22 protein-coding genes are annotated in these 22,484 nt (G+C 68.5%); 9 read left to right on the top strand and 13 right to left on the bottom strand.

All coding sequences use genetic code 11. The annotated features are described in order from the left end of the window. Positions 1 to 2: 2 nt before the first annotated feature. The 6 genes from A5781_RS23615 to A5781_RS23590 form a co-directional block, all read right to left on the bottom strand. Positions 3 to 1,046, bottom strand: a complete 1,044-nt coding sequence (locus A5781_RS23615) for an ABC transporter permease (protein ID WP_067212821.1) — start codon at positions 1,044 to 1,046, stop codon at positions 3 to 5. 328 nt (positions 1,047 to 1,374) lie between these two features. After that, positions 1,375 to 1,896: a GNAT family N-acetyltransferase gene (locus A5781_RS23610; RefSeq protein WP_067212818.1), complete on the bottom strand. Its 522-nt coding sequence runs from the start codon at positions 1,894 to 1,896 to the stop codon at positions 1,375 to 1,377. A gap of 4 nt (positions 1,897 to 1,900) precedes the next feature. Next, positions 1,901 to 4,123 (bottom strand): MMPL family transporter, encoded by a 2,223-nt coding sequence (locus A5781_RS23605; RefSeq protein ID WP_067212815.1) that lies wholly within the window; start codon positions 4,121 to 4,123, stop codon positions 1,901 to 1,903. A 77-nt stretch (positions 4,124 to 4,200) separates the two neighbouring features. Beyond that, positions 4,201 to 5,280 carry a polyprenyl synthetase family protein gene (locus A5781_RS23600; protein WP_067212812.1) on the bottom strand — a complete coding sequence of 360 codons (1,080 nt, stop codon included), beginning with the start codon at positions 5,278 to 5,280 and terminating at the stop codon, positions 4,201 to 4,203. Positions 5,281 to 5,486: 206 nt separating this feature from the next. Beyond that, positions 5,487 to 6,359 carry an SAM-dependent methyltransferase gene (locus A5781_RS23595; protein WP_067212809.1) on the bottom strand — a complete coding sequence of 291 codons (873 nt, stop codon included), beginning with the start codon at positions 6,357 to 6,359 and terminating at the stop codon, positions 5,487 to 5,489. A gap of 5 nt (positions 6,360 to 6,364) precedes the next feature. Further along, on the bottom strand, positions 6,365 to 6,727 hold the full coding sequence (locus tag A5781_RS23590; protein ID WP_231987209.1) for a DUF3054 domain-containing protein: 363 nt from the start codon (positions 6,725 to 6,727) through the stop codon (positions 6,365 to 6,367). Positions 6,728 to 6,795: 68 nt separating this feature from the next. Here A5781_RS23590 and A5781_RS23585 point away from each other — a divergent pair, with 68 nt between their 5' ends. The 6 genes from A5781_RS23585 (at position 6,796) to A5781_RS23560 (ending at position 13,232) form a co-directional block, all read left to right on the top strand. Next, entirely contained in the window at positions 6,796 to 7,542 is a 747-nt protein-coding gene (locus A5781_RS23585) for an SDR family NAD(P)-dependent oxidoreductase (RefSeq protein WP_067212806.1), read from the top strand. A 27-nt stretch (positions 7,543 to 7,569) separates the two neighbouring features. Further along, complete coding sequence (locus A5781_RS23580) at positions 7,570 to 8,754, top strand: acyl-CoA dehydrogenase family protein (protein WP_067212802.1); 1,185 nt, start codon at positions 7,570 to 7,572, stop codon at positions 8,752 to 8,754. 12 nt (positions 8,755 to 8,766) lie between these two features. After that, a complete protein-coding gene (locus A5781_RS23575) occupies positions 8,767 to 9,915 on the top strand; it encodes an acyl-CoA dehydrogenase family protein (protein ID WP_067212799.1) in 1,149 nt (382 codons plus the stop codon). Then, positions 9,915 to 10,577, top strand: a complete 663-nt coding sequence (locus tag A5781_RS23570) for a TetR/AcrR family transcriptional regulator (protein ID WP_067212796.1) — start codon at positions 9,915 to 9,917, stop codon at positions 10,575 to 10,577. The genes A5781_RS23575 and A5781_RS23570 overlap by 1 nt, the downstream gene beginning before the upstream one ends. 4 nt (positions 10,578 to 10,581) lie before the next feature. Continuing rightward, positions 10,582 to 11,193, top strand: coding sequence for a hypothetical protein (locus A5781_RS23565; RefSeq protein WP_067212793.1), 612 nt, complete (start codon positions 10,582 to 10,584; stop codon positions 11,191 to 11,193). Positions 11,194 to 11,852: 659 nt separating this feature from the next. Further along, a complete protein-coding gene (locus tag A5781_RS23560; protein WP_066954629.1) occupies positions 11,853 to 13,232 on the top strand; it encodes an NAD(P)/FAD-dependent oxidoreductase in 1,380 nt (459 codons plus the stop codon). Here A5781_RS23560 and A5781_RS23555 read toward each other — a convergent pair. The 6 genes from A5781_RS23555 to A5781_RS23530 form a co-directional block, all read right to left on the bottom strand. Next, positions 13,229 to 14,455 (bottom strand): O-succinylhomoserine sulfhydrylase, encoded by a 1,227-nt coding sequence (locus tag A5781_RS23555; protein WP_067212790.1) that lies wholly within the window; start codon positions 14,453 to 14,455, stop codon positions 13,229 to 13,231. The genes A5781_RS23560 and A5781_RS23555 overlap by 4 nt on opposite strands. Further along, positions 14,452 to 14,883 (bottom strand): rhodanese-like domain-containing protein, encoded by a 432-nt coding sequence (locus A5781_RS23550; protein ID WP_067212787.1) that lies wholly within the window; start codon positions 14,881 to 14,883, stop codon positions 14,452 to 14,454. Before A5781_RS23550 ends, A5781_RS23555 begins: the two co-directional genes overlap by 4 nt. Before the next feature lie 40 nt (positions 14,884 to 14,923). Then, on the bottom strand, positions 14,924 to 16,126 hold the full coding sequence (gene purT / locus A5781_RS23545; RefSeq protein WP_067212779.1) for a formate-dependent phosphoribosylglycinamide formyltransferase: 1,203 nt from the start codon (positions 16,124 to 16,126) through the stop codon (positions 14,924 to 14,926). Positions 16,127 to 16,170: 44 nt separating this feature from the next. Next, a complete protein-coding gene (locus A5781_RS23540; RefSeq protein ID WP_067212776.1) occupies positions 16,171 to 16,809 on the bottom strand; it encodes a PaaI family thioesterase in 639 nt (212 codons plus the stop codon). Then, positions 16,806 to 18,104, bottom strand: a complete 1,299-nt coding sequence (locus A5781_RS23535; protein WP_067212774.1) for an adenylosuccinate synthase — start codon at positions 18,102 to 18,104, stop codon at positions 16,806 to 16,808. Before A5781_RS23535 ends, A5781_RS23540 begins: the two co-directional genes overlap by 4 nt. 254 nt (positions 18,105 to 18,358) lie before the next feature. After that, positions 18,359 to 19,339 (bottom strand): histidine phosphatase family protein, encoded by a 981-nt coding sequence (locus tag A5781_RS23530; RefSeq protein WP_067212771.1) that lies wholly within the window; start codon positions 19,337 to 19,339, stop codon positions 18,359 to 18,361. Positions 19,340 to 19,635: 296 nt separating this feature from the next. On the opposite strand from A5781_RS23530, the gene A5781_RS23525 reads away from it, so the two are divergent. Genes A5781_RS23525 through A5781_RS23515 form a run of 3 tightly spaced genes read left to right on the top strand, consistent with a single transcriptional unit; the run spans position 19,636 to position 21,988 of the window. Then, on the top strand, positions 19,636 to 20,268 hold the full coding sequence (locus A5781_RS23525) for a peptidase M50 (protein ID WP_067212768.1): 633 nt from the start codon (positions 19,636 to 19,638) through the stop codon (positions 20,266 to 20,268). Positions 20,269 to 20,277: 9 nt separating this feature from the next. Next, positions 20,278 to 21,051: a site-2 protease family protein gene (locus A5781_RS23520; RefSeq protein WP_067212766.1), complete on the top strand. Its 774-nt coding sequence runs from the start codon at positions 20,278 to 20,280 to the stop codon at positions 21,049 to 21,051. A gap of 40 nt (positions 21,052 to 21,091) precedes the next feature. Continuing rightward, on the top strand, positions 21,092 to 21,988 hold the full coding sequence (locus A5781_RS23515; RefSeq protein WP_067212763.1) for a cation diffusion facilitator family transporter: 897 nt from the start codon (positions 21,092 to 21,094) through the stop codon (positions 21,986 to 21,988). Here A5781_RS23515 and A5781_RS23510 read toward each other — a convergent pair. Continuing rightward, on the bottom strand, positions 21,985 to 22,398 hold the full coding sequence (locus A5781_RS23510; RefSeq protein ID WP_067212760.1) for a DUF3151 domain-containing protein: 414 nt from the start codon (positions 22,396 to 22,398) through the stop codon (positions 21,985 to 21,987). The genes A5781_RS23515 and A5781_RS23510 overlap by 4 nt on opposite strands. Between the last annotated feature and the right edge of the window lie 86 nt (positions 22,399 to 22,484).

The following is a 22,484-nucleotide window of genomic DNA, read 5'->3' as shown; positions in this document are numbered from 1 at the left end:
GACTATCCGGCCCCAAACGCCATTACCGGGTCGATCGCGACCGCGCGCCGCAATCCCACCAAACTCGCCAACAGGCCGACCCCCACCGCGGTTCCCACCAGCGACAGGAATGCCGAGGGGGTCACCACCACGAGCATCGGAAACAGCGGGCCGAGCAGCACGGCCAGCAGCCCGCCCAGCATCGCCGCGACCACCGCGACGAGCACCGCCTGCAGCATGAGCCCGGCGAGCACCGACTGGGTGGCGACACCGAGGGCTTTGAACACCGCGAAGTCTCGGGTGCGCTCCAGCGCGGACAGGTAGATCAGCGATCCCACGATCGACGCGGCCACCGCCCACAGCAGGATCACCAGGTACGACATCGCCAGCCGAGCCATATGCAGCGGGCGAATCATGTCATCGACCGCGGCGGCGCGGTCCACGACGCGATAGCCGGCGGGCACTTGCGCGGGTACGCCGCGCAAGCCGATAGCCGAAATCACGTGCTGCGCGGAAAACATCAACCGCTGCGCCGTCGCGACGGTCACAAACGCATTGGGTTGACCTGCGAGCGTGGTGGACTTGTTGACCAGCCCGACGATCCGCAGCACCTGCGATCCCACCTCGACCTTGTCCCCGATGGACCGCTTCAGCGTGGTCGACATGGCGACCTCGTCGGGATTCGACGGTGCCCGCCCCGCCACGATCGGCGGCATCCCCTGTTCGGGCAGGCCGTAGACGTTCAGGTTTTCCGGTAGGCGCCGGTCTTGCAGGATCGTGTTGCCGTAGACCACCGGGATCGCCGATTCGACGCCAGGAAGCTGGGCGACGTCCTCGAGTTCCGCCTGCGGGAACCTCGATGAACCAATGAACGGTCCGACCGCGCCCACCTTGATGAGGTAGTTGTCGATGCCTATCGAGTCGGCCAGGCGCTGGGCCTCGACCCGGGTCCCGATCATCAGCCCCGTGATGATGAGGGTCATCGCGAACACCATTCCGGTGCCGACGGCCGCGATGATGAAGCGTCGCTGCCGCCATTGCATGTCCCGTATGGCGGTGATCAACATCGGCGCGCGCAACCGCTCTTGCAAGCCACCAATAGCCCACACGGCTTGACCTCCCTTTTCTTTCCCAGCAAGCGTCGCCCGGAACGAGGCAAGTCGCGTAGAGCCGAAGGGCCTTGATCGGACGGACCTACGCCCCGCTTTTCTGGCGGCCCGGATTCGACGTAGTTGAGCGATACCCGCAGGTCAGGGGCACTCGAGCGGTAAATCCGGCGGGCGCCCGATCGGGCGGGGAAATGTGACTTAAAACCCAATGACCGAATACGGTCCTTGCAATTAGTCGCACGCCCAATAACAGCGGAACGGGAGGCGCAAAGATATCGTCGCGGCCTCACTGAGCGTCGGGAAGCAGCCACTTCTCGAACGCGATCGGGACGAACGGCCCCCAGGACGGCAGCGGGTCGGCGGGCACCCGGGTGTACCCGGTCGCGTCGTACAGCGCCTCGGCCTCGGGTTGCCGGTTGCCGGTGATCAAGTAGAGCCGCCGGTACCCGCGCGCGGCGGTCTCCGCCTCCAGCGCCGCCAACAGCACTCGCGCGTACCCGCGGCGCCGATGAGCGCGGTCGGTCCAGATCCGCTTCAGCTCGGCGGTTTCGGCGTCGTAGCGCCGGAATGCCCCGCCGGTGACGGGCACGCCATCCAGCACCCCGATCAGCAATCCGCCGTCCGGCGGGGCCAACTCGGCCTCCGGCACGGGCAGCCAGGACAGGTGTGTGCTGGGTGTGCCGCCGTAGCGCTGCGCGTACTCGTCGGCCAGTTCGGCCAGCAGGGGCCGCGCCAGCGGTTCGTCGTGGGTCGCCGACACGAACCGCAGCTGGTGACTCGCGGCGGGCGGGCTTAATCGGTGCACCACGTGATCATCCAACGCCTCTGACCGCGACACATTCCATTCGGGCATCCTCCCGCCGGCGGAGCCGTGCCAGCGGTGCCGGCGCCCACCAGTTCAGGCCGCCGAAGACGTGCATGAAGGCCGGGACGAGCAGCATGCGCACCAACGTTGCGTCGACCAAGACGGCGAGAGTCAGCCCGACGCCGAACATCCGCATGAAGGAAACCTCCGCGGAAGTGAGGGCGGCGAACGAGATCGACATCAACAGCGCTGCCGCCGTGATGATCCGGCCCGTGCGCGCGACGCCCAGCGCGATGCTCTCGTCGTTGTCGACACGCGTGCGGTCCGAGGCCAGCCAGTACTCGCGGATGCGGGAGAGCAGGAAAACCTCGTAGTCCATGGACAATCCGAATGCGATGCAGAACATCAACACCGGGATGTTGGCCACCAGCGTGCCGGTCGGGGTGGTGCCCAACGCGCCCAGATACCCGTCCTGGAAGATCCACACCAACGCGCCGAATCCCGCCGTCAGCGACAGCATGTTGAGCAGCACCGCTTTGACGGGCAGCACCACGCTGCCGGTGAGCAGGAACAGCAACACCAGCATGACGCAAGCGACGAAACCGAACAGCCAGGGCAATCGCGACGTGATCGCGTTTATAGAGTCGCGATTCATCTGGGCCATCCCGGCTAGCTCGACGTGGCGGGCACCGGCCAACGGGATCGCATGCAAGCGATCCAACTGCGCGCCCGAGGCCAGCGAATACAACGGCGCGCTGCTGGCCACCGTCAAATAGGCACTGCCGTCTGCCATTCCGGCGGGTGCCGACGGTGGCCCCTTCCGCTCACCGGCGATGAAGGTTCCGGTCGGTGCCGACACCGCCGAGACGTCGGGTACGCGCGACAGCCGTGCGGCGTACTCGTCAAGGTCTCCCGTCGTCAGGCCGTCCGTGCGGGGGATGACGACCCTGATCTCGGAATCGGCACCGAAGTCGTGCCGGATCCGGTCGCTGACGGCGCGCGCCGACGATGACGCCGGGAGCACCCGATCGTCGGGATAGCCCCATTTGATGCCGAGGAACGGCGCGCCCAAAGCGAGCAGGAGGGCGATGATCGCCAAGCCGATCGGAACCGCGTGCCGCATGGCCCGCTTGGCCATCCGGTACCAAAAGGTGTGCTCGATGGTCGCCGGCGGCGCTTGGGAATGCCGAAAGACCTTGCGGCCCAAGTCCCAAACGTTGAGTGCGTCAAGCCGGTCGCCCAGTAACACGATCACCGCGGGCGCGACCACCATCGCGGCCAGGGCCGCGAAAGCCACCACCGCAACGCCGGCGTAGGCGAATGACCTCAAGAAGTACATCGGGAATATCACCAATGCGGCCAGCGCGAGGGCCACCGTCAGGGCGGAGAACAGCACGGTGCGTCCGGCCGTGGCCATGGTGCGCGGGAGGGCTTCGGCGGGGGGCAGCCCGTCGGCCAGTTCGTCGCGATAACGGCTGATGATCAGCAGCGTGTAGTCGATGCCCAGCGCCAGAGCCAATGCCACCGCCACGTTCACCGCGAAGATGGACACGTCGGCGACCAAAGCGACCGCGCGCAAAACCGCGAGGGAACCCAGGATTGCGAAGCCGCCGACGAGAATCGGCAGTGCCGCGGCCAGCAAGCCGCCGAATACCCATACCAGCGCGGCGAAACTCAACGGGATCGCAATGGATTCCATTCGCAACAGGTCGTTTTGGGTCTGCCGGTTGAGCTCTTCATAGATGATCGCCATGCCTCCGGCCTGCACGGTCACGCCGTCGCGATCGCGCGCCACCCGGTCCGCGAGCTCCCGGGCATGCTTGGGCGCGCTGCTTTCCCCACCGGTGAGGGCGGCCACGATCAGCGCGGACTTGCCGTCGCCGCTGACCAACCCCGGCCGGGGCGCATCCCACGGCGACGCCACCTGCGCGACGAACGGCGACTGGGCCAGCTGCCGGACGATGTCCACGCCCACCATCCGAGCGGGTCCTTGGGTGACCCCGCTCTGCGAGTGCACCAGCAGCGTCATCTCCATGTCGCCTTGATGGAACTTCTCGGCCAGAACCGCTGTGGCACGCGCGGATTCGGCCGTCTGGTCCAGAAATCCACCGCCGGGCAGCGTCGCTGCGGCCGGGATACCGAAGACGGCGGCGAGGACCGCCAGGAACACCGCGCTTGCGATCACTCGTCGCGGAGCGGCGATGGCGATAAGGGCCAGTCGCGATAACATGCGTGTCCTCCGGGATGATTAGCTGTCGATCCCCCCGATCGGTCTGGGTCAAGTCCTCCGGCCCCCGGTGTGGTCCGCTATTCGCGGCGCTGCACGCACGCGACCGCCATCTCGGCCAAAGCGGTGCAAACGGCTTCGTTGATCTCCATGCCATCCACATCATTGAGTGCGGATGCCACCCGCCGGCCGATCATCTGTTCGATCATCTCCACGGCCCCCGTCGCGGCGATCAATTGCTTCCAACGCCGCAGCGCGGCGTCATCGAGTTCGTCGAGGCCCATGAGCTCGACGAACTGGCGGCGGGTCGGTGCGTCGGCCAGCTGGTAAGCGGCCACGACGAGGCTGGTCGCTTTGCGCTCGAGCAGGTCTCCCCCGCTTGGCTTCCCAGTCGCCGCCGGCGAGCCGAAGACCCCCAATACGTCGTCGCGGAGTTGAAACGCCTCCCCGACAGCGGCGCCGTAGCGGCCAAGCCGTGCCAGCGTTCGGTCGCCGCAGCCGGCCATGGCCGCGCCCAATTCCAGCGGACGGCGCACCGTGTAGTTGCCCGATTTACGCCGCGCCACGTCCAGCACCGCTTCGAGCGGCGGGAAGCTGCGGAGATCGGCCGCGAGATCGGCGAATTGACCTATCGCCAATTCGGTCCGCATGGCGTCGTAGCGCGGCCACACCCGCTGCAGGCGGCGGGCTTCGATACCGCTTTCGCGCAGCATCTGCTCCGCCCAAATGAGGCAAAGATCGCCCAGCAGAACGGCCGCCGACTCACCGAATTTCTCTGCGCACGAAGCTAGTTCGCGTTCGCGGTGCCACCGGGCCAGTAGCACGTGCGCCGCCGGACGACCCCGCCGTTGCGCCGAACGGTCCATGACATCGTCCTGGATCAGCGCGAAGGCGTGCAGTAACTCCAGACTCGCCGCGGCCGTTAACGCGGCTCCGCTCGGCGGGGCGCCACACAACCACCCGAGATACATGAAGGTCGACCGTAGACATTTGCCGTTAGACACGAACTGCGCCAGCATGTCGCCGACCGCATCGAGGCCCGCGCCAGCGAGGTCGGTGGCGCGGCGGGCCGAGACAAACTCTGCGACCGTGGCCAGCACCGCGGTGCGCACGCCCGCGCGCCACTCTTCGCCTCCCGGAGCGCCGCTCGCGGGCCACAACGAGGGGGCGTGCTGCGGGGCGCGGACCGTCGGTTGCGAAACTACGCCAGGCAGACCGTTCGAAACACGCAAGCTCAACGTTTCATGCCCCTTTCATCGCGGCTCATAAAGCGGGTACGACGTTAGGGCGTATCGGGTTCAAGGATTCGGCCGATCAATTTAAGTTAATTAAACGTTAACCAACTTAAAGAGAGCGCGACCTGTGGTTATGCCCGCGTGGCCGTGAGGTATTCGGGGACGAACTCCGTGTCGCCGGGGCGGTGGCGCCGCCTTACCGGCCGTCCCACCGCCCCCAGCAGCTCGGTGACGTTGCGCTGCAACGTCTCCCAACCGTGGGCGGTCAAATACTCCGGGACGTAATGGTATTGCCCCGGATGGGTCAGGCTGGCCAGGTCGACGTCCACCCCGTTCTGGCGCAAGCCATCGACAAACGACCGCTCCGCTTCCAGCTGTAACGGCGTCCAGATGGGCATGTGGTCGGCGGCGAACCGGCTGCCGGTGGCGCTCATCGCGGTGACGCCCTGCAGCACGCGGTCCTGCACGGCGGGAGTCAGGTACCCGATCAGCAGCTGCTCGGCGATCCACACCGCGGGCGCGGTGGCGTCGAAGCCGACCCGCCGCAGGGCGGCCGGCCAATCCTGATGCAGAGCGACGCCCACGGCGCGCCGGCTCGCCGTCAGTTCGGCGCCCAATGCGCGCAGCGCTTCGGATTTGAAGTCGAGCACCTCGGGCCGGTCGATCTCGTAAACGGTTGTCCCCGGCGGCCACCACAGCCGGTATGGCCGGGTGTCCAGACCCGATGCCAGGATCACCACCTGGCGAAGGCCCGCCCTCCCCGCGTCGGCGACGAACTCGTCGACGAACCGGGTGTGCGCCGCGCAGACGTCCAGGAACCACGGACCCTCGGCGTCGTCCGCGCCGAACCGGTCGTCGTCGATCACCCGCACGAAGTGGTCGACCCCGGCGGCCCGCACCAACGGTTCGGCGAACGGATCGTCCAGCGTCCCCTTGTTCGTGGCTACCGCCCGCGCGGCGGCACCGAATGCCGCGGTCACCGCCACGCCCGTCATCGCTGCCATGGGCTCTACACGCCGGACCGGCGCCGCAGGGTCAGCACGACGACCGCCCGCCAGCCGAGCAACAACAACCCGGTGACCGACGCCGCCACCACCACGAAACTCGCGGCAACGCCGGCGGAACTGGCCTTGCGCAACACCATGCCGACGACGACGGTGCACAGCCAGACGACCACCCCGGTCGGCACCACCTCGGTGGGGCGCCGCCAGGCGCGGGATGCCAGCCAGCCCACGACTGTTCCGGTGAGAAACGGCCAGGCGGTCGTCGCGACGCCGGCGAGGTTGAGTCCTTCGTCGTGGCTGCGACGCCCGGCGGCGCAGAACACCAGCACACCGATGACATCCATGGCCAGCCACAGGAGCCGTCGCATGCAGCGAGAGTACCGGGCAGGCCGCCGACCTTGACCCCGCCGCCACGCTGAACCTAGATTCGTCAGAAATGAACGCACATTCACAGGGGCGCCTGGCCGTGGTGACCGGCGCCGGTTCGGGCATCGGCAAGGCGATCGCGCTGGCGTTCGCCGCACAGGGCGACCGGGTGATCGCCGCCGACCTCGACGAGGCCGCCGGCGCGGCCACCGCCAAGGAGCACCCCGGGCTGATCACCGCGCTGCCGGTGGACGTCGCCGACCCGGTCCAGGTCGACGCCCTGCGGGACGCGACGCACGGCGAAGCCGGCGTGCCCGACATCGTCATCAACGCCGCGGGATGGGATCGCACCGATCAATTCCTCAACGCCACACCGGAATTCGCGGCCAAGGTGGTGGCGATCAACTACCTGGGACCGGTGCACGTCTGCGCCGCGTTCCTGCCGGGAATGATCGAGACGCACGCCGGCGGGCGGGTCGTCAACGTGGCCAGCGACGCGGGCCGGGTCGGCAGCGCCGGGGAATCCATCTACGCCGGCGCCAAGGGCGGGGTGATCGCGCTGACCAAGTCGCTGGCCCGGGAGATGGCCCGTCATCAGATCACGGTCAACTGTGTGTGCCCCGGCCCGACCGACACACCGCTGTTCCACGCCCAGCCCGAGAAGCTGAAAGAAGCGCTGGTCAAAGCCATCCCGTTTCGCCGCCTGGCGCGACCCGAAGAGGTCGCCGCGGCCGTGCTGTTCTTTGCGTCGCCCGCCGCGTCGTTCATCACCGGACAGGTGATCAGCGTCAGCGGTGGCCTGACGATGGCTGGTTAAAGGCCGGTTAGTGGCAGGCTGAAACCCATGAGCACGCACAAACCTCCCGCCTTCGACCGGTACGACCCCCTGGGCCTGGATGCCTCGCTGTCCGACGACGAGCTCGCGGTGCGCGCCACCGTCAGAGAGTTCTGCGCCGAGCACGTCCTTCCCTACGTCGCGGAGTGGTTCGAGATCGGCGACCTGCCGGTGCGCGAACTCGCCAAAGGGTTCGGACAGCTCGGCCTGCTCGGCATGCACCTGGAGGGGTACGGGTGCGGCGGCGCCTCCGCCGTGCACTACGGCCTGGCGTGCGTGGAGCTGGAGGCCGCCGACTCCGGCCTGCGGTCGATGGTCTCGGTGCAGGGATCGCTGGCGATGTTCGCGATCTGGAACTTCGGGTCCGAGGAGCAAAAGCAGGAGTGGCTGCCCGGTATGGCGACCGGCGAACTGCTGGGGTGTTTCGGGCTGACCGAACCCGACGTGGGATCCGATCCGGCCGCGATGAAAACCCGTGCGCGACGCGACGGTTCGGATTGGGTGCTCAATGGCCGAAAGCTGTGGATCACCAACGGCTCGGTCGCCGACGTCGCGGTCGTGTGGGCGGCCACCGACGAGGGAATTCGGGGCTTTCTGGTGCCGCCCAGGACACCGGGATTCACCGCCAACACCATCCACCACAAGCTGTCGCTGCGGGCATCGATTACCAGCGAGCTGGTGCTCGACGACGTGCGGGTGCCCGCCGATGCGATGCTGCCCGAGGCGAAAGGCCTGCGGGGGCCGCTGTCCTGTTTGTCCGAGGCGCGCTACGGAATCATCTGGGGTGCCATGGGTGCGGCGCGGTCTGCCTGGCAGGCCGCGCTCGACTACGCCACGCAGCGCACCCAATTCGGGCGGCCGATCGCCGGATTCCAGTTGACCCAGGCAAAGCTCGTCGACATGGCGGTCGAGTTGCACAAGGGTCAGCTGCTGTCGCTGCAACTGGGCCGCCTCAAGGACAGCGTCGGACTGCGTCCCGAGCAGGTCAGCTTCGGCAAGCTGAACAACACCCGGGAGGCCATCAAGATCTGCCGGACCGCTCGAACGATTCTGGGCGGCAACGGCATATCGCTCGAGTACCCAGTCATCCGGCACATGGTCAACCTGGAATCGGTGCTCACCTACGAAGGCACCCCAGAGATGCATCAGCTCGTCCTGGGCCAGGCGTTCACCGGTAGCGACGCCTTCCGGTAACCGGGGGAAGACATGGCCGAACGTCTGGAGTACACCGAAGAGCACCGGCAGTTCAGGGCGCTCGTCCGCGAGTTCGTGCAGCGGGTGGTGGTCCCGGCGCACGAGCGGGCCGAAACGCGGGGACAGTGGGACCGCTCGCTGTTCATCGAAGCGGGAAAGCTTGGGCTGCTCGGCTTTTCGGTGCCCGAGCAGCTCGGCGGCCCGGGAGTCAACGACTTTCGCTACAACGCGATCGTCATCGACGAACTGCAGCGGGCCGGCGCGGCGGCAGAGGCGATCGCGTTCACGCTGCAGAACGACGTGGTGCTGCCCTATCTCACCGACCTGGCCACGCCCGAGCAACAACGGCGCTGGCTGCCCGGCGTGGTGACCGGCGAGACGGTGCTCGGCATCGCCATGACCGAACCCGGCACCGGCAGCGACCTGGCCGGGATCCGCACCGCGGCGGTCCGGGACGGCGACCACTACGTCGTCAACGGCGCCAAGACGTTCATCTCCAACGGCCAGTGCGGCGACCTGTTCGTCGTCGCCGTGCGGACGTCACCCGATCGACACAAAGGCCTGTCGCTGCTGGTGGTCGACGCCGACACCCCGGGTTTCTCCCGGGGCCGCAACCTGGACAAGATCGGCCTGCACGCCCAGGACACCAGCGAGCTGACGTTCACCGACCTGCGGGTGCCGGCGGCCAATCTGCTCGGGGAAGAGGGCGCCGGCTTCTACCAGCTGATGCAGAACCTTCCGCAGGAGCGCCTTGCGCTGGGGGTGGGGGCGGTGGCCGCCGCCGAGGCCATCCTCGCCGAGACGCTGGAGTACGTGCGCGGACGCAAGGCGTTCGGCACGCCGATCGCCGGCTTCCAGCACAGCCAATTCGTTCTCGCCGAGGTGGCGACCGAAATCGATGTCGCCCGAACCTATCTCGACGACTGCCTGGCCCAGCACCTGACCGGCGAGCTGACGGCCGCGCGGGCCGCCCGGTTGAAATGGTGGACCACCGACCTGCAGGTGCGCACGGCCGATCGCTGCCTGCAGCTGCACGGCGGCTACGGCTACATGCGCGAGTACGCCGTGGCGCGCGCGTTCGTCGACGCCCGCATCCAGACGATCTACGGCGGGACCAACGAGATCATGAAGACGATCGTCGCCAAGGACCTGGGCATCTGATGGCGGTCGACTATGGCGCCCTGCCCGTCGAGGAGGCCGTCCGTGCGGCCCGGGCCAGCGCGCGGCGCCGCCAGGTGCTCGACGCCGCGGTCAAGGTCATGGGAACACACGGCTTCCACCAGATGTCCATGCAGGATCTGGCCGCCGAGGCCAAGGTCAGCGTCGGCCTCATCTACACCTATTTCGGCGGCAAGGAGGACCTGCTGCTGGCCACGATCGTGCGGATCCTCGACGTGTTCCGCGACCAGCTGGCGCCCGTGATGGCCGCCGCCGGCGACGACGTCGTGGACCAGCTGGCCGCGGGCATCAGCCGCTACATCCAGATCGTGGACGAGAACCTCGACGGCGTGGTGCTGACCTATCGGGAGAGCCGGACACTGGCGCCGGCCGACCGGGCCAGGATCAAGGAACTCGAAATCGCCACCGCCGCACCGCTGCGCGCGGTCATCGAAACCGGTATCGTCGCGGGCGTCTTCCGCGATGTCGACGTCGACCTCACGGTGTTCGACATCATGCTGCTCGCCCACGGCTGGGCGCTCAAGCACTGGCATTTCGGCCCCGCCTACACCCGCGACGAGTACATCCGGCTGCAGACCCGCCACGTGCTCCACGCATTGGTGCGCGACGACCGTCGCGCCGATTACGCACACGTGCTGGAATGAAGCCATGAGACTCACCGCGCTCCGTAACATGGCCGCCGCGTTCGCGCTGGGCGCCGTCGTCGTGGCGCCGACGGCCGGCGCCGACCCCACCGTCGCGCTGCCCCCGATGACATCGAGCGGCGGCGGCCCGATCATCGGCGGCGGCAGCAACGCCGGGATCGCGCAGCAGCTGTTCAGCTTCGGCACTCCCAACGTGCAGGAGGTCGACGGCTCGGACGCGGCGCAATTCATCACGGCCGCCGCCGGGAGCGCCAATCCTCAACTGGCCGCTCCCTTCTCGCTGATGCGCCGGGCGCTGGCATGCCAGGCGAACAACGCCGGGTTCGGGGCGCGCGCCTACCGGCGCAGCGATGGGCAATGGGGAGGCGCGATGGTGGTCGCGGCCAAGAGCGCGACGCCCAACATGGACGGCCTGGCGGGCTGCGCCAAGACGAATTGGCGCAGGGCCACGGCCGGCACGCAGAGCTCGCTCTGCAACAGCGGCTGGAGCACCCCCAACACCTACGAGAGTCGCCGCGGCGAGACCTACTACATCCTGCTCGCCGGCACCTCCGACGACTTCTGCACCGCGGTCAACGGGAAATTCAAGGACAACTCCAACGGGTGGCCGTTTTAGCCGACGGCTCGAAATGGGTTGCGCGAGTGGCCGGTTCGGCCTTCAGCCGGCCGACCCTCGCCCAGACTAAGGCAAGGGTTACCATTCTCGAATATCCCCGTGGCCACAATTAATCCCGCCATAAGTTGCCGCCGTTTGAATTCAATACATTTCACGCGAACGGGGAACTTCCACCGGAAAGACCGGCGCGCCGGGTTTTCGAAATCCACTGTCGCAACGGCGAAGACGCCGTAGACTTCCGCCATCGGGTGATCGGGCAATCGGGCAATCGGGCAAACAAAAGAAATTGTCCATCCATGAACGGGGTTGGTGTTATGTCACGATTGACCGGCAAAATCATTCTCGCAGCGATGCTCGGATTCACCGTCTGCGCGGCTTCGGCTTGCACGACGCCGATAACCATCGACTGCGGTCCGGGCCTGACCTGCCAGTAACCGCAGGCCTTATCCGCGGCTTCGGCAAGGGATCGCCCACCCCCGCGGCGGGCGATCCCTTGCCGTACCGCTGAGTTCATTCGGATTGTGCTGTGCGACAGCCGGATCTGCGGGCTCCCGTGCCGATCTGTGCCTTGCCGTGACGTCCGAGGGGTCCTAGTCGTACGGTGGAGATGCGCTGGAAGCAGCGTGCGACCAGAACGACGAGGCCAATAAGGGGTGAGCATGTCGCGTCATCACGTCGTCATCATCGGAAGCGGATTCGGCGGTTTGAACGCGGCCAAGGCCCTCAAACGGGCGGACGTTGATGTCACGTTGATCTCGAGGACGACCACCCATTTGTTCCAGCCGCTGCTGTACCAGGTGGCCACCGGCATCCTGTCCGAAGGCGACATCGCGCCGACCACCCGGCTGATCCTGCGTCGGCAGAAGAACGTCCGGGTGCTGTGGGGCGAGGTCAGCGGCATCGACCTGACGGCAAAGACCGTGACGTCGCACCTGATGGGCATGGAGACGGTGACGCCCTTCGACAGCCTCATCGTGGCCGCCGGCGCGCAGCAGTCCTATTTCGGCCACGACGAGTACGCCGCCTTCGCGCCCGGCATGAAGAGCATCGACGACGCCCTCGAGCTGCGGGCCCGCATCCTCGGTGCGTTCGAGGCCGCCGAAGTCGCCACCGACCCGGACGAGCGGCAACGCCGCCTGACGTTCGTGGTGGTCGGCGCCGGGCCGACCGGAGTGGAGCTGGCCGGCGAGATCGTCCAGCTCGCCGAGCGCACCCTGGCCGGGGCTTTCCGGACGATCACGCCCAGCGAATGCCGGGTCATCCTGCTCGACGCGGCGCCCGCGGTGTTGCCGCCGATGGGTGAAAACCTGGGCCTCAAGGCGCAACGCCGGCTGCAGAAGATGGACGTCGAGATCCAGCTCAACGCGATGGTGACCGCGGTGGACTACATGGGCATCACCGTGAAAGACGCCGACGGCAGCGAGCGCCGCATCGAATGCGCGTGCAAGGTGTGGGCCGCGGGCGTGCAGGCCAGCGCGCTGGGCAAAATGGTCGCCGAGCAGTCCGACGGAACCGAGACCGACCGCGCCGGACGGGTCATCGTCGAGCCCGACCTGACCGTCAAGGGGCATCCGTACGTGTTCGTGGTCGGCGACCTGATGTCCGTCCCCGGCGTACCGGGGATGGCCCAGGGCGCGATCCAGGGCGCGCACTACGTCACCAATCTGATCAAGCAGGCGGTGAAGGGCCACGACGATCCGGCCAACCGCAAGCCGTTCAAGTACTTCGACAAGGGCAGCATGGCCCTGATCTCGCGGTACAGCGCCGTCGCGAAGGTAGGCAAGCTGGAGTTCGGCGGCTTCATCGCCTGGCTGGCGTGGCTGCTGTTGCACCTCTTGTACCTGGTTGGTTTCCGCAACCGCATCGCCGCCATGTTCTCCTGGGGGATCTCCTTCCTGGGCCGCACCCGCGGCCAGATGGCCATCACCAGCCAGATGATGTACGCCCGGCCGGTGGTGGACTGGGTGGAGCGGCAGGCGCAAGAGGGGACGCTGGCGGCGGCCGAACGCATCGACGCCGCCGAGAAACAAGCCGGTTAGCTCAGCGCCTGGTCGATGTCGGCGATCAGGTCGTCGGTGCCCTCCAGCCCGACCGAGATCCGGACCACGCCGTCGCCCAGGCCGATCGCGGCGCGGCCCTCCGGACCCATCGCCCGGTGGGTGGTGGTGGCCGGGTGTGTGACAAGGGATTTGGCGTCGCCCAGATTGTTGGAGATGTCGATCAGCCGCAGCTTGTCCAGCACCTCGAAGGCCCGTTGCTTGGCGGCGCTTTCGGGGCAGTCGAGCGCGAAGGTGATCACCGTGCCCCCGCCCGACATCTGCCGCTTGGCCAGGTCGTATTGCGGGTGCGACGGCAGATACGGGTAGCGAACCCAGCTCACCGCCGGATGGGTCTCCAGGAATTCCGCGATCCGGTGCGCCGAGGAGTTGCTGTGCTCGACCCGGATCGCCAGCGTCTCAAGGCCTTTCACCAACACCCAGGCATTGAACGCGCTCAGCGCCGGTCCGGTGTGCCGCATCAGCTTCTGCACCGGGCCGTCGATGTACTCCTTGTCGCCGAGGATGGCGCCGCCCAGCACCCGGCCCTGACCGTCGATGTGCTTGGTGCCCGAGTACACCACCACGTCGACCCCCAGGGGAATGCCCTGCTGCAGCAGCGGTGTGGCAAAGACATTGTCCAACACCACTTTTGCCCCCGCGGCGTGGGCAAGCTCGACGACCGCGGCGATGTCCACCAACGACTGCATCGGGTTCGACGGCGTCTCGAAGAACACCGCCGCGGTGGGGACGGACAGCGCCTCCTCCCACTGCGCGAGGTCGTCGCCGTCCACGAAGACGGTCTCGACGCCCCAGCGCGGCAGGATCTCGTTGCACACCACGAAACACGACCCGAACAGGCTGCGCGCCGCGACCAGCCGGTCCCCGGCGCCCAGCAGCGCGCCCAGCGAGGTGAACACCGCCGCCATTCCGCTCGCGGTGGCGAACGCCGCGGGGGCGCCCTCGATCAGGCGCAACCGCTCCTCGAACATCGTCACGGTCGGGTTCCCGTACCGCGAGTACACGTAGTGGTCGAGCTCGCCCGTGAACGAGCGCTCCGCGACGGCCGCTGAGGAGTAGACATAGCCGGACGTCAAAAACATCGCCTCGGCCGTCTCGTCGAAGCCCGAGCGCAGCAGCCCGCCCCGCACGCCGAGGGTGGCCTGACTGACGCCGTCGGGCAGCGCCTTGGGGGCGCGGACGGAATCCCCCGAGGGGTGGGTCATAGCTGCTTCCAGGGCAATCCGATCGCGCGCCAGCCCGATTCGCCGCGCAGCCCCCGGGCGTTCGGGTGGCCCTCGAAGCCGTCCAGCACGTTGTAGGCCGGCGTGATGCCGGTCCGGGTGGCGACCTCGGCGGCGCCGATCGAGCGGTTGCCCGAGCGACACAGGAAGACGACCGGACGTTCGGCGTCGGTTTCAGGCACCCGGTCGCGCAGTTCGTCGGCGAAGTTGGCGTTGTACCTGCCATCCGAGGTGTTCCACTCGATGAACACCACCTCGCGGCCCAGGCTGGACAGGTCGGGCACCCCGACGAACCGCCATTCGTCGTCGGTGCGCACGTCGACCAGCACAGCGTCGGGGTTCTCGCTGAGCAGTTCCCATGCCTGCTGGGGGGTGATGTCTCCGGCGTAGCCCGCGCGCTCTGTGCTCATGACCTCGAATCGTAACGAGGTCACCTTGCCGCCCGATAACTCAGTGCGCGGGCTCGCGCGCGGCCAGTCGGCTGGCGACCTCGCGGGCGCGGTCGAGCGCCGCAGCCACCTCCGGCGCCGTCGCCAACGCCTGGTACCCGCGGCCGACCACGCGCAGGTCGCTCTCCGGCACGCTCAGCGCCCGGGCCAGCGCGGCGGCCGGCGCGTCGGCGCTCTCGACCCGGTGGGCCGCGCCCGGCGAAATCATCATGGTGTCCACCGGCAGGCCCAGGACGGTGCGGGCCTGCAGCTCGAACGCCGAGAGCCGCTGGCTGGGCACCGTCGCCCAGGCGCTGGCGGTGGGGAAGGGCGTGACGTCGGCGAAGTACACCTCGTCGCCGTTGATCATCAACTCGACGCCGAAGACGCCACGGCCGCCGAGCGCCTTGACGATCCGCGCCGCGATCGATTTGGCGGCATCCATCGCCGCCGCGCTCATCTGCTGCGGTTGCCACGATTCCAGCGCGTCGGCGTGGCCACCGCGATGGCCGATGGGCGAGCAGAATTCGATCGCCGGTCCCCCGGGCCCGTCGCTGCGGACGGCCAGCAGGGTGACGTAAGACTCGACCTCCACCACGGTTTCGGCCAGCACGCGGTGCTGGTCCCCGTGGCCTCCCGTCGCGCGCTGCCAGGCCGCCGCGAGGTCGTCGGGGCCCGACGCCACCGACTGTCTCCGCCCGGCGGCCGCGAGCACCGGCTCCACCAGCAGCGGGTAACCGGCGTGGGCCCCGACCGCCTCGAGTTCGCCGACGGAGCCGGCGAACCAGAACGGCGCCGTGGGCAGCCCCAGCTCGTCGGCGGCCAACCGGCGCAGGCCCTCCCGGTCGGCGGCCAGCCGCACGGCCCGCGCGCCGGGCACCAGCTGGGTGCCCCCGGCCTCGAGGCCCTCGAGCGCCCGGGGCGCAACGGCGTCGGTGGCGGCCACGACGACGTCCGCGTGCAGCCCCCGCACCGCCTTCATCAGCTCCTCGGCGTCGGTCATCGGGACCGCCAGCGACTCATCGGCCACCCCGTCCGCGCGCTCACCGACGACGATCACCCGCGCGCCGAGGCGCCCCAGCGCGATCGACAGTTCCCGGCTGAGCTCACCGGAACCCAGCACCACCACGCGCGGCCTGGCGTCGGCTTCCATGGTCGGCGCTTGCGAGGGCACGGCGAGCGCGGTGGTCCTGTCGTCTTGTCCTTCGGTCGGGCCGTCAGTCACCGCTCAAGGATAGGTCGGTCGCGCGGGTGCCAGGCCTGGCCGCGCTAGGGCTGGCCGGGAAGCAGCCGCACCATCAGCCCGTTGGCCTCCGCCAGCACCGCTTCGTCGCCGTCGAGGAGTTCCGCGGCCACGAACGCCTTGCGGCCCTCGGTGCTCGTGACGCGACCGCGCACCGCCAGCGGCGCGTCGATCGGGGTGACCTTGCGGTAGTCGACGTGCAGGAAGGCCGTTCGGCTGATGGGACGCCCCGCGGCATGCGACACCATGCCGAACATGTGGTCGAACAGCAGCGGCAGCACGCCGCCGTGCACGGCGTGGTTCCCGCCGACGTGAAACCGGCTGAAGTAGCCGGTCATCTCGACCCCGTCCGGCGCGTATTTCGTCAACGTCCAGGGCGGCAGCAGCAGGCTGCCCATGCCGGGCAGGTCGGGCGTCCGCCCGGCCGGCGCCTTGCCCTCGTCGGCCTGGAACGGGCCCAGCAGCTGCACCAACGCCTCGGCGCGGTCGGCCGCGTCGTCCCACAGGTCATCGCCGGGATCGGCGGACACGGCCAGGTCCTGCAGCTGGCGCATGGCCGCGACGAACCGGCCGAATCCCGGGCCGGGGCTGGCCGGGCCGTATTCGGGAAATCCGCCGTGGTGTTCGTATTCGGGGTCGAGCTCTTTGGGATCCGGCTCCGTCACGGGCGGGCCGCCAGGACGTCGCGGCGCACAATCGTCTGTTCCCGTCCCGGGCCGACGCCGATGCACGAAACATGGGCTCCGGCAAGCTCTTCCAGCCGCAGCACGTAGTCACGCGCCTTGGCGGGCAGGTCGTCGAATTCGCGGGCGTCCGAGATGTCCTCCCACCAGCCCGGCAACTCCTCGTAGATCGGCTCGGCGCGGGCCAGGTCGGTCTGCGTCATCGGCATGTCGGCGGTGCGCTCGCCGTCGATGCGATAACCGACGCAGATCGGCACCGTTTCCAGGCTGGAGAGCACGTCGAGTTTGGTCAGGAAGAAGTCGGTGATGCCGTTGACCCGCGTGGCGTAGCGGGCGATGACGGCGTCGAACCAGCCGCAGCGGCGCCGCCGCCCGGTGGTCACACCGAACTCGCCGCCGGTCTTGGACAGGTATTCGCCGTTCTCGTCGAACAGCTCGGTGGGGAACGGCCCGGAGCCCACGCGGGTGGTGTAGGCCTTGAGGATCCCGAGCACGGTGGTGATGCGGGTGGGCCCGATGCCGGACCCGACGGCCGCGCCGCCGGCGGTCGGATTCGACGATGTCACATAGGGATATGTGCCGTGGTCGACGTCGAGCAGGGTGCCCTGGGAGCCCTCCAGCAGGACCGTCTCGCCGGTCTCGAGCGCGGCGTTGAGCAGCCGGCGGGTGTCGCGGATGCGATGGCGGAACCCCTCCGCCTGTTCCAGGAGGGCCTCGACGACCTGGTGCGGGTCCAGGGCCTTGCGGTTGTAGATCTTGACCAGGATCTGGTTCTTGAGTTCCAGCGCGGCCTCGATCTTGTGGGTCAGCTGGTCGGGGTCGAGCACGTCGGCGACCCGGATCCCCTGGCGGGCGATCTTGTCCTGGTAGCAGGGCCCGATGCCGCGGCCCGTGGTGCCGATCTTCTTGTTGCCCATGTAGCGCTCGGTGACCTTGTCGATGGCCACGTGGTAGGGCAACAGCAGGTGCGCGTCGGCCGAGATCAACAGCTTGGTGGTGTCCACGCCGCGGTCCTCGAGGCCTTTGAGCTCGTCGAGCAGCACGCCGGGGTCGACCACCACACCGTTGCCGATGACGTTGGTGACGCCGGGAGTCAGCACTCCCGACGGGATCAGGTGCAGCGCGAAGTTCTCGCCGCTGGGCAGGACGACGGTGTGCCCGGCGTTGTTGCCCCCCTGATAGCGCACCACCCACTGCACGCGTCCACCGAGCAGGTCAGTGGCTTTACCTTTGCCCTCGTCACCCCATTGGGCGCCGATGAGGACGATTGCCGGCATGACTTGCTCCCGCCTGCTTACTGTGGCTCTACTGGCAGGGCGCCGTATCTCTCAGCGCCGCCACGGTTTTCGGCATCTCCCGTTGGCTCGGGCTGCCGACCTGTACCAGCACCGCGGTTAACCACTTTAGGACCGGGCGCGTAGCCGGACGCGTCTTTGCTTGGCGCGCTCACGTGGCGATCCTAAACGTCGGGTAGCTACGGACTTGTGCCAAGGGCCGATTGATCGCTGCTCGTGTCCCGGACGGCCGCGGCTCATCCATCCGGCGCCGCGGGCAGCCGCCCGCTGAGCGGCATTTCCGCCGATGGGCCTGCGCGTGGAGCACTTGCCGGCACGGGCGGTTTGCCCGCACATACACCGCTGGCGGTCGGCGCGCCCAACATCAGGCACAAGGGCTGCTTGGGGGCACGACCGGGCCTCTTGGCCGCCCAGCCCTGCCACACGGGTTTCCCGTTCCAACTGACCAGCGTCCAGCCATCGTGCGGATTGCCCTGGATCTCGACAACGCCGGCGTTGGGCAGCGGATCGAAGAGCAAGAGCAGCGGATCGGGGTTCTTGACGGTCATCATCGTCCCGACGCCGATCGCAAACTCGCTGGAGACCGCCACTTCGGTGATCTTGCCGCCCGCGGCCCGAACCGGGTTGGCCAGGGCATTGCCGTACATCAGTTGCAGGGAGTCGTTGAAGCGGCTCCCGTTGGTCACCGCGTTGCCGTACATCGTCTGCAGCGCGCCGTTGAAGCGTTTGTCGAATTCGAACCCGTTAGCGTCGGTGGAGCCCGGAGCCAGCATCGGCACGATGCGTAGCCCCAGCAGCCACGCCACCGGGCCTAGCAGGTAGACCAGCCCCGCGAGGCTGAACTGGGGTAAGCCATTGAAAGCGCCGGCGTCGATCTCGTTGAGCCCGGGCAATGCCTGAACATTCATCCCCAACATGGCCGCCAACGGCGCCGCGGTCTGCTGCGTCCTGATCAACTGCGACGCGTAGATCGCGGCCACCGGGCCCCGCGCGGCGAGCACGTTGGCGATGTTCTGCGCCTGTTCTTGGCCGAGCGCAGTGAGCACCGCTCCGGGCACCGACGTGTCGATCACGCCCGCCGCATTGGCCTCCGACTGGCCATGCCGGACCAAGTCGATCACGATCGATTCGTCGGCCGAGGCCCTCGCCGGCCCGACGCACAGCAGGACAGTCGAAAGCGCTAGGGCGCCAACACGGCGGAGTTGCTTCGTCAGCAATGGACGCGCGTGGGGCCGGTACCAGATACGGGCGGCGCGCTTCGCGCGGTTGAGAAGACGGCGGTGAGTCGGCGAATGGCAGTTCTCCGTTCTCTTAGCCACCCATTCGTTGACCCCGTGGCAGGAGTAAAGTATCCGGTTGTTACCAGGCGGTGGCGCAACGACTTTCATAGTCTGAAACCATGTTGTGACTGCGTCGTTATCGTGAGATCGTGCCGTGCACAGACGGTCTGGCTGCCGAGCAAACGAGATACGTTGGAAAACAATAATATTGGGGCTGCTCAATTGGACGGGCTGTGACGCGAGAAGATGCCGCCTTGGGGGTGTTGGTGTTCGGCGATCGGCGCGTGCCACGGCCGCTGACCGGCGTGCCGGTTCACTCGGCCGACACCGACGCCGCGATCGGCCCCTACCCGCGGCTCGTCGTGATAGGGGCCGACGCCGACCTGGCCGCCGTGCTGACCCGGCTGCTGCGCGCCGACCGGCTCGACATCGAGGTGGCCTACGTGCCGCGCCGCCGCACCCGCGCGACCCGGATCTACCGTCTGCCCGCCGGACGGCGCGCGGCGCGGCGCGCCCGGCGAGGGCCCGCGCGGCGCGTCACCCTGGTCCGCGACGAGACCGGGTCCGTGATCGTCGGCCGGGCCGCCTGGCTGCCCGGCGAAGGCCGGCGCCTGCGCGGCGAGGCCGTCGTCGACGACACCGTGTTGTTCGACGGCGACGCCCCCGCCGTCGACGTCGAGCCGACGCTGGCCGTCCCGGGCCTGCGCGCCCGCGTGGCGACGGGCCGGCGCCGCTGGGTCGCCGGCCGCGCGGTCCAGCTGGGCAGCACCGGCGTCACCGTGGTGCGCGACGGCGTGCCCGCGCCGCGCCCGGCGCGCCGGTCCACGTTCTACCGCAACGTCGAAGGCTGGCTGGCGGTCCGCTAGTTTCGACCGGTGAGCCTGCCCGCCCGGCGCGAATCGGTCCGTCCCAGCCCCATATTCCTGGCCCTCGTCGGCCTGACGGCGGTGGGCGGCGTGCTGGCCTGGCTGGCCGGCAGCACCGTGCGGCCGCTGGCGTATTTCGGGGTGTTCACCTTCGTGATCGCCGGCTGGTTGGTGTCGCTGTGCCTGCACGAGTTCGGGCACGCCGTGACCGCCTGGCGATTCGGCGACCACGACGCCGCCGTGCGCGGCTACCTGACGCTGGATCCGCGGCGCTACAGCCATCCCGCGCTGTCGCTCCTGCTGCCGATGGTGGTCATCGCGCTGGGCGGCATCGGCCTGCCGGGCGCCGCGGTGTACGTGCGGACCTGGTTCATGACGCCGAACCGGCGCAGCCTGGTCAGCCTCGCGGGGCCGGCCGCCAATCTGGTGCTGGCGGTGCTGCTGCTGGCGCTGACGCGGTTGTTCTACGACCCTTTCCACCAGGTGCTGTGGGCGGGGGTCGCGTTCCTGGGTTTTCTGCAGCTGACCGCGGTGGTGCTCAACCTGCTGCCCATCCCGGGCCTGGACGGCTACGACGCCCTGGAGCCGCACCTGAGTCGGGAGACGCAGCGCGCGGTGGCGCCGGCCAAGCAGTACGGCTTTTTCATCCTGCTGTTCCTGCTCCTGGCCGCCAGCCATTGGTTCTTTCAGATGGTGCTCTGGCTGTTCGAGTTCTCCGGCGTGCCGACGTGGCTGGTGTCCGCGGGCAACGTGCTGACCCGCTTCTGGAGCCGCTGGTTCTGACCCTTGCCATATATGCGTGGATCCGCATATATTGCACGGCATGGGCGCCGGTCACAATCACAGTCCCGCCGAGACCGATGGGTCCCGGCTGATTCCCCGCATGGTCGCCGCCGCCGCAATTCTGGCGGCGTTTTTCGTCATCGAGTTGACCACCTCGTTGCTGATCAACTCGATCGCGCTGCTGGCCGACGCGGGCCACATGCTGACCGACGTCGTCGCCGTCTTCATGGGCCTGGCCGCGGTGACGCTGGCCCGGCGGGGCAGCTCGTCACCGTCGCGGACGTACGGCTGGCACCGGGCCGAGGTGTTCACGGCGGTCGCCAACGCGGGGCTGCTGATGGGGGTCGCGCTGTTCATCCTCTGGGAAGCCATCCAGCGGCTCAGGGAAACCCCGTCGGTGCCCGGGGTGCCGATGATCGTGGTCGCGCTGGCCGGGCTGCTCGCCAACCTGGTGGTGGCTTTGCTCCTGCGGTCGCACTCCGAACAGAGCCTGGCGGTCAAGGGCGCCTACATGGAGGTGGTCGCCGACAGCGTCGGCAGCCTGGGCGTGCTGATCGCCGGTGTGGTGACCGTGACGACGCGGTGGCCGTATGCCGACGTGGTGGTCGCCGTGCTGGTCGCGCTGTGGGTGCTGCCGCGGGCGATCTCGCTGGCCCGCGACGCGTTGCGGATCCTCTCCGAATCGTCGCCGACCCACATCGACGTGGAGGAGCTGCGCTCGGCGCTGGGCGCCGTCGACGGCGTGTCCGAGGTCCACGACCTGCACGTCTGGACGCTGTCGCCGGGCAAGGACATGTGCACCGCGCACTTGCGGAGCACCGGTGACTCCACCCGGGTGCTCCACGACGCGCGTGCGGTGCTGTCGGCCCGCGGGCTGCAGCACGCCACCGTCCAGATCGACACCCCGGGCGACGCGGGCTGTTCGGAAAACTTCTAGAGCCCCAGGGCCGAGCGCGCCTCGGGGTCGCAGTCGTCGAGCAGATCCAGGCAGCGCAGGTACTCGTCGGGCTCGCCGATCGTGTCGGCGGCCTGCGCCAGCGCCGCGACGCACCGCAGGAACCCGCGGTTCGCCTCGTGCGCATACGGGACCGGGCCGAAACCCTTCCAGCCGTTGCGCCGCAGCTGGTCCAGGCCGCGGTGATAGCCGGTCCGGGCGTACGCGTAGGCGGTGATGGCCTGGTCGTCGGCCAGCGCCTGCTCGGCCAGTGCCGCCCAGGCCACCGAGGCCGACGGGTGCGCGGCGGCGACGATCCCGGGTTTCTCGCCGGCGAGCAGTTCCGCCTCGGCGTCGGGATCGCCCGGCAGCAGGGTCGGATCAGGTCCCAGAAGGTCTCGCGGCGGCGTCATGGCTCCTATTCTGCAGCTGCCCCGTTTCGCCGGGGTGGCGGACCTCGACCATCGCCCCATCGATGGGGACGGGTCGCTAAGCTCCA

It is taken from the genome of Mycobacterium sp. 852002-30065_SCH5024008, from assembly GCF_001665645.1.
Classification (GTDB): Bacteria; Actinomycetota; Actinomycetes; order Mycobacteriales; family Mycobacteriaceae; genus Mycobacterium; species Mycobacterium paraffinicum.
Note: the sequence above shows the minus strand (reverse complement) of the source record. Positions and strands in the feature narration are given on the sequence as shown.

Bases quoted from the DNA above. Each gene is read 5' to 3' on its own strand.
- A5781_RS23615 (WP_067212821.1), bottom strand. From the start codon at position 1,046: ATGTTGATCACCGCCATACGGGACATGCAATGGCGGCAGCGACGCTTC.
- A5781_RS23605 (WP_067212815.1), bottom strand. From the start codon at position 4,123: ATGTTATCGCGACTGGCCCTTATCGCCATCGCCGCTCCGCGACGAGTG.
- A5781_RS23595 (WP_067212809.1), bottom strand. From the start codon at position 6,359: ATGGCAGCGATGACGGGCGTGGCGGTGACCGCGGCATTCGGTGCCGCC.
- A5781_RS23590 (WP_231987209.1), bottom strand. From the start codon at position 6,727: ATGCGACGGCTCCTGTGGCTGGCCATGGATGTCATCGGTGTGCTGGTG.
- A5781_RS23585 (WP_067212806.1), top strand. From the start codon at position 6,796: ATGAACGCACATTCACAGGGGCGCCTGGCCGTGGTGACCGGCGCCGGT.
- A5781_RS23580 (WP_067212802.1), top strand. From the start codon at position 7,570: ATGAGCACGCACAAACCTCCCGCCTTCGACCGGTACGACCCCCTGGGC.
- A5781_RS23575 (WP_067212799.1), top strand. From the start codon at position 8,767: ATGGCCGAACGTCTGGAGTACACCGAAGAGCACCGGCAGTTCAGGGCG.
- A5781_RS23570 (WP_067212796.1), top strand. From the start codon at position 9,915: ATGGCGGTCGACTATGGCGCCCTGCCCGTCGAGGAGGCCGTCCGTGCG.
- A5781_RS23565 (WP_067212793.1), top strand. From the start codon at position 10,582: ATGAGACTCACCGCGCTCCGTAACATGGCCGCCGCGTTCGCGCTGGGC.
- A5781_RS23560 (WP_066954629.1), top strand. From the start codon at position 11,853: ATGTCGCGTCATCACGTCGTCATCATCGGAAGCGGATTCGGCGGTTTG.
- A5781_RS23555 (WP_067212790.1), bottom strand. From the start codon at position 14,455: ATGACCCACCCCTCGGGGGATTCCGTCCGCGCCCCCAAGGCGCTGCCC.
- A5781_RS23550 (WP_067212787.1), bottom strand. From the start codon at position 14,883: ATGAGCACAGAGCGCGCGGGCTACGCCGGAGACATCACCCCCCAGCAG.
- A5781_RS23535 (WP_067212774.1), bottom strand. From the start codon at position 18,104: ATGCCGGCAATCGTCCTCATCGGCGCCCAATGGGGTGACGAGGGCAAA.
- A5781_RS23515 (WP_067212763.1), top strand. From the start codon at position 21,092: ATGGGCGCCGGTCACAATCACAGTCCCGCCGAGACCGATGGGTCCCGG.
- A5781_RS23510 (WP_067212760.1), bottom strand. From the start codon at position 22,398: ATGACGCCGCCGCGAGACCTTCTGGGACCTGATCCGACCCTGCTGCCG.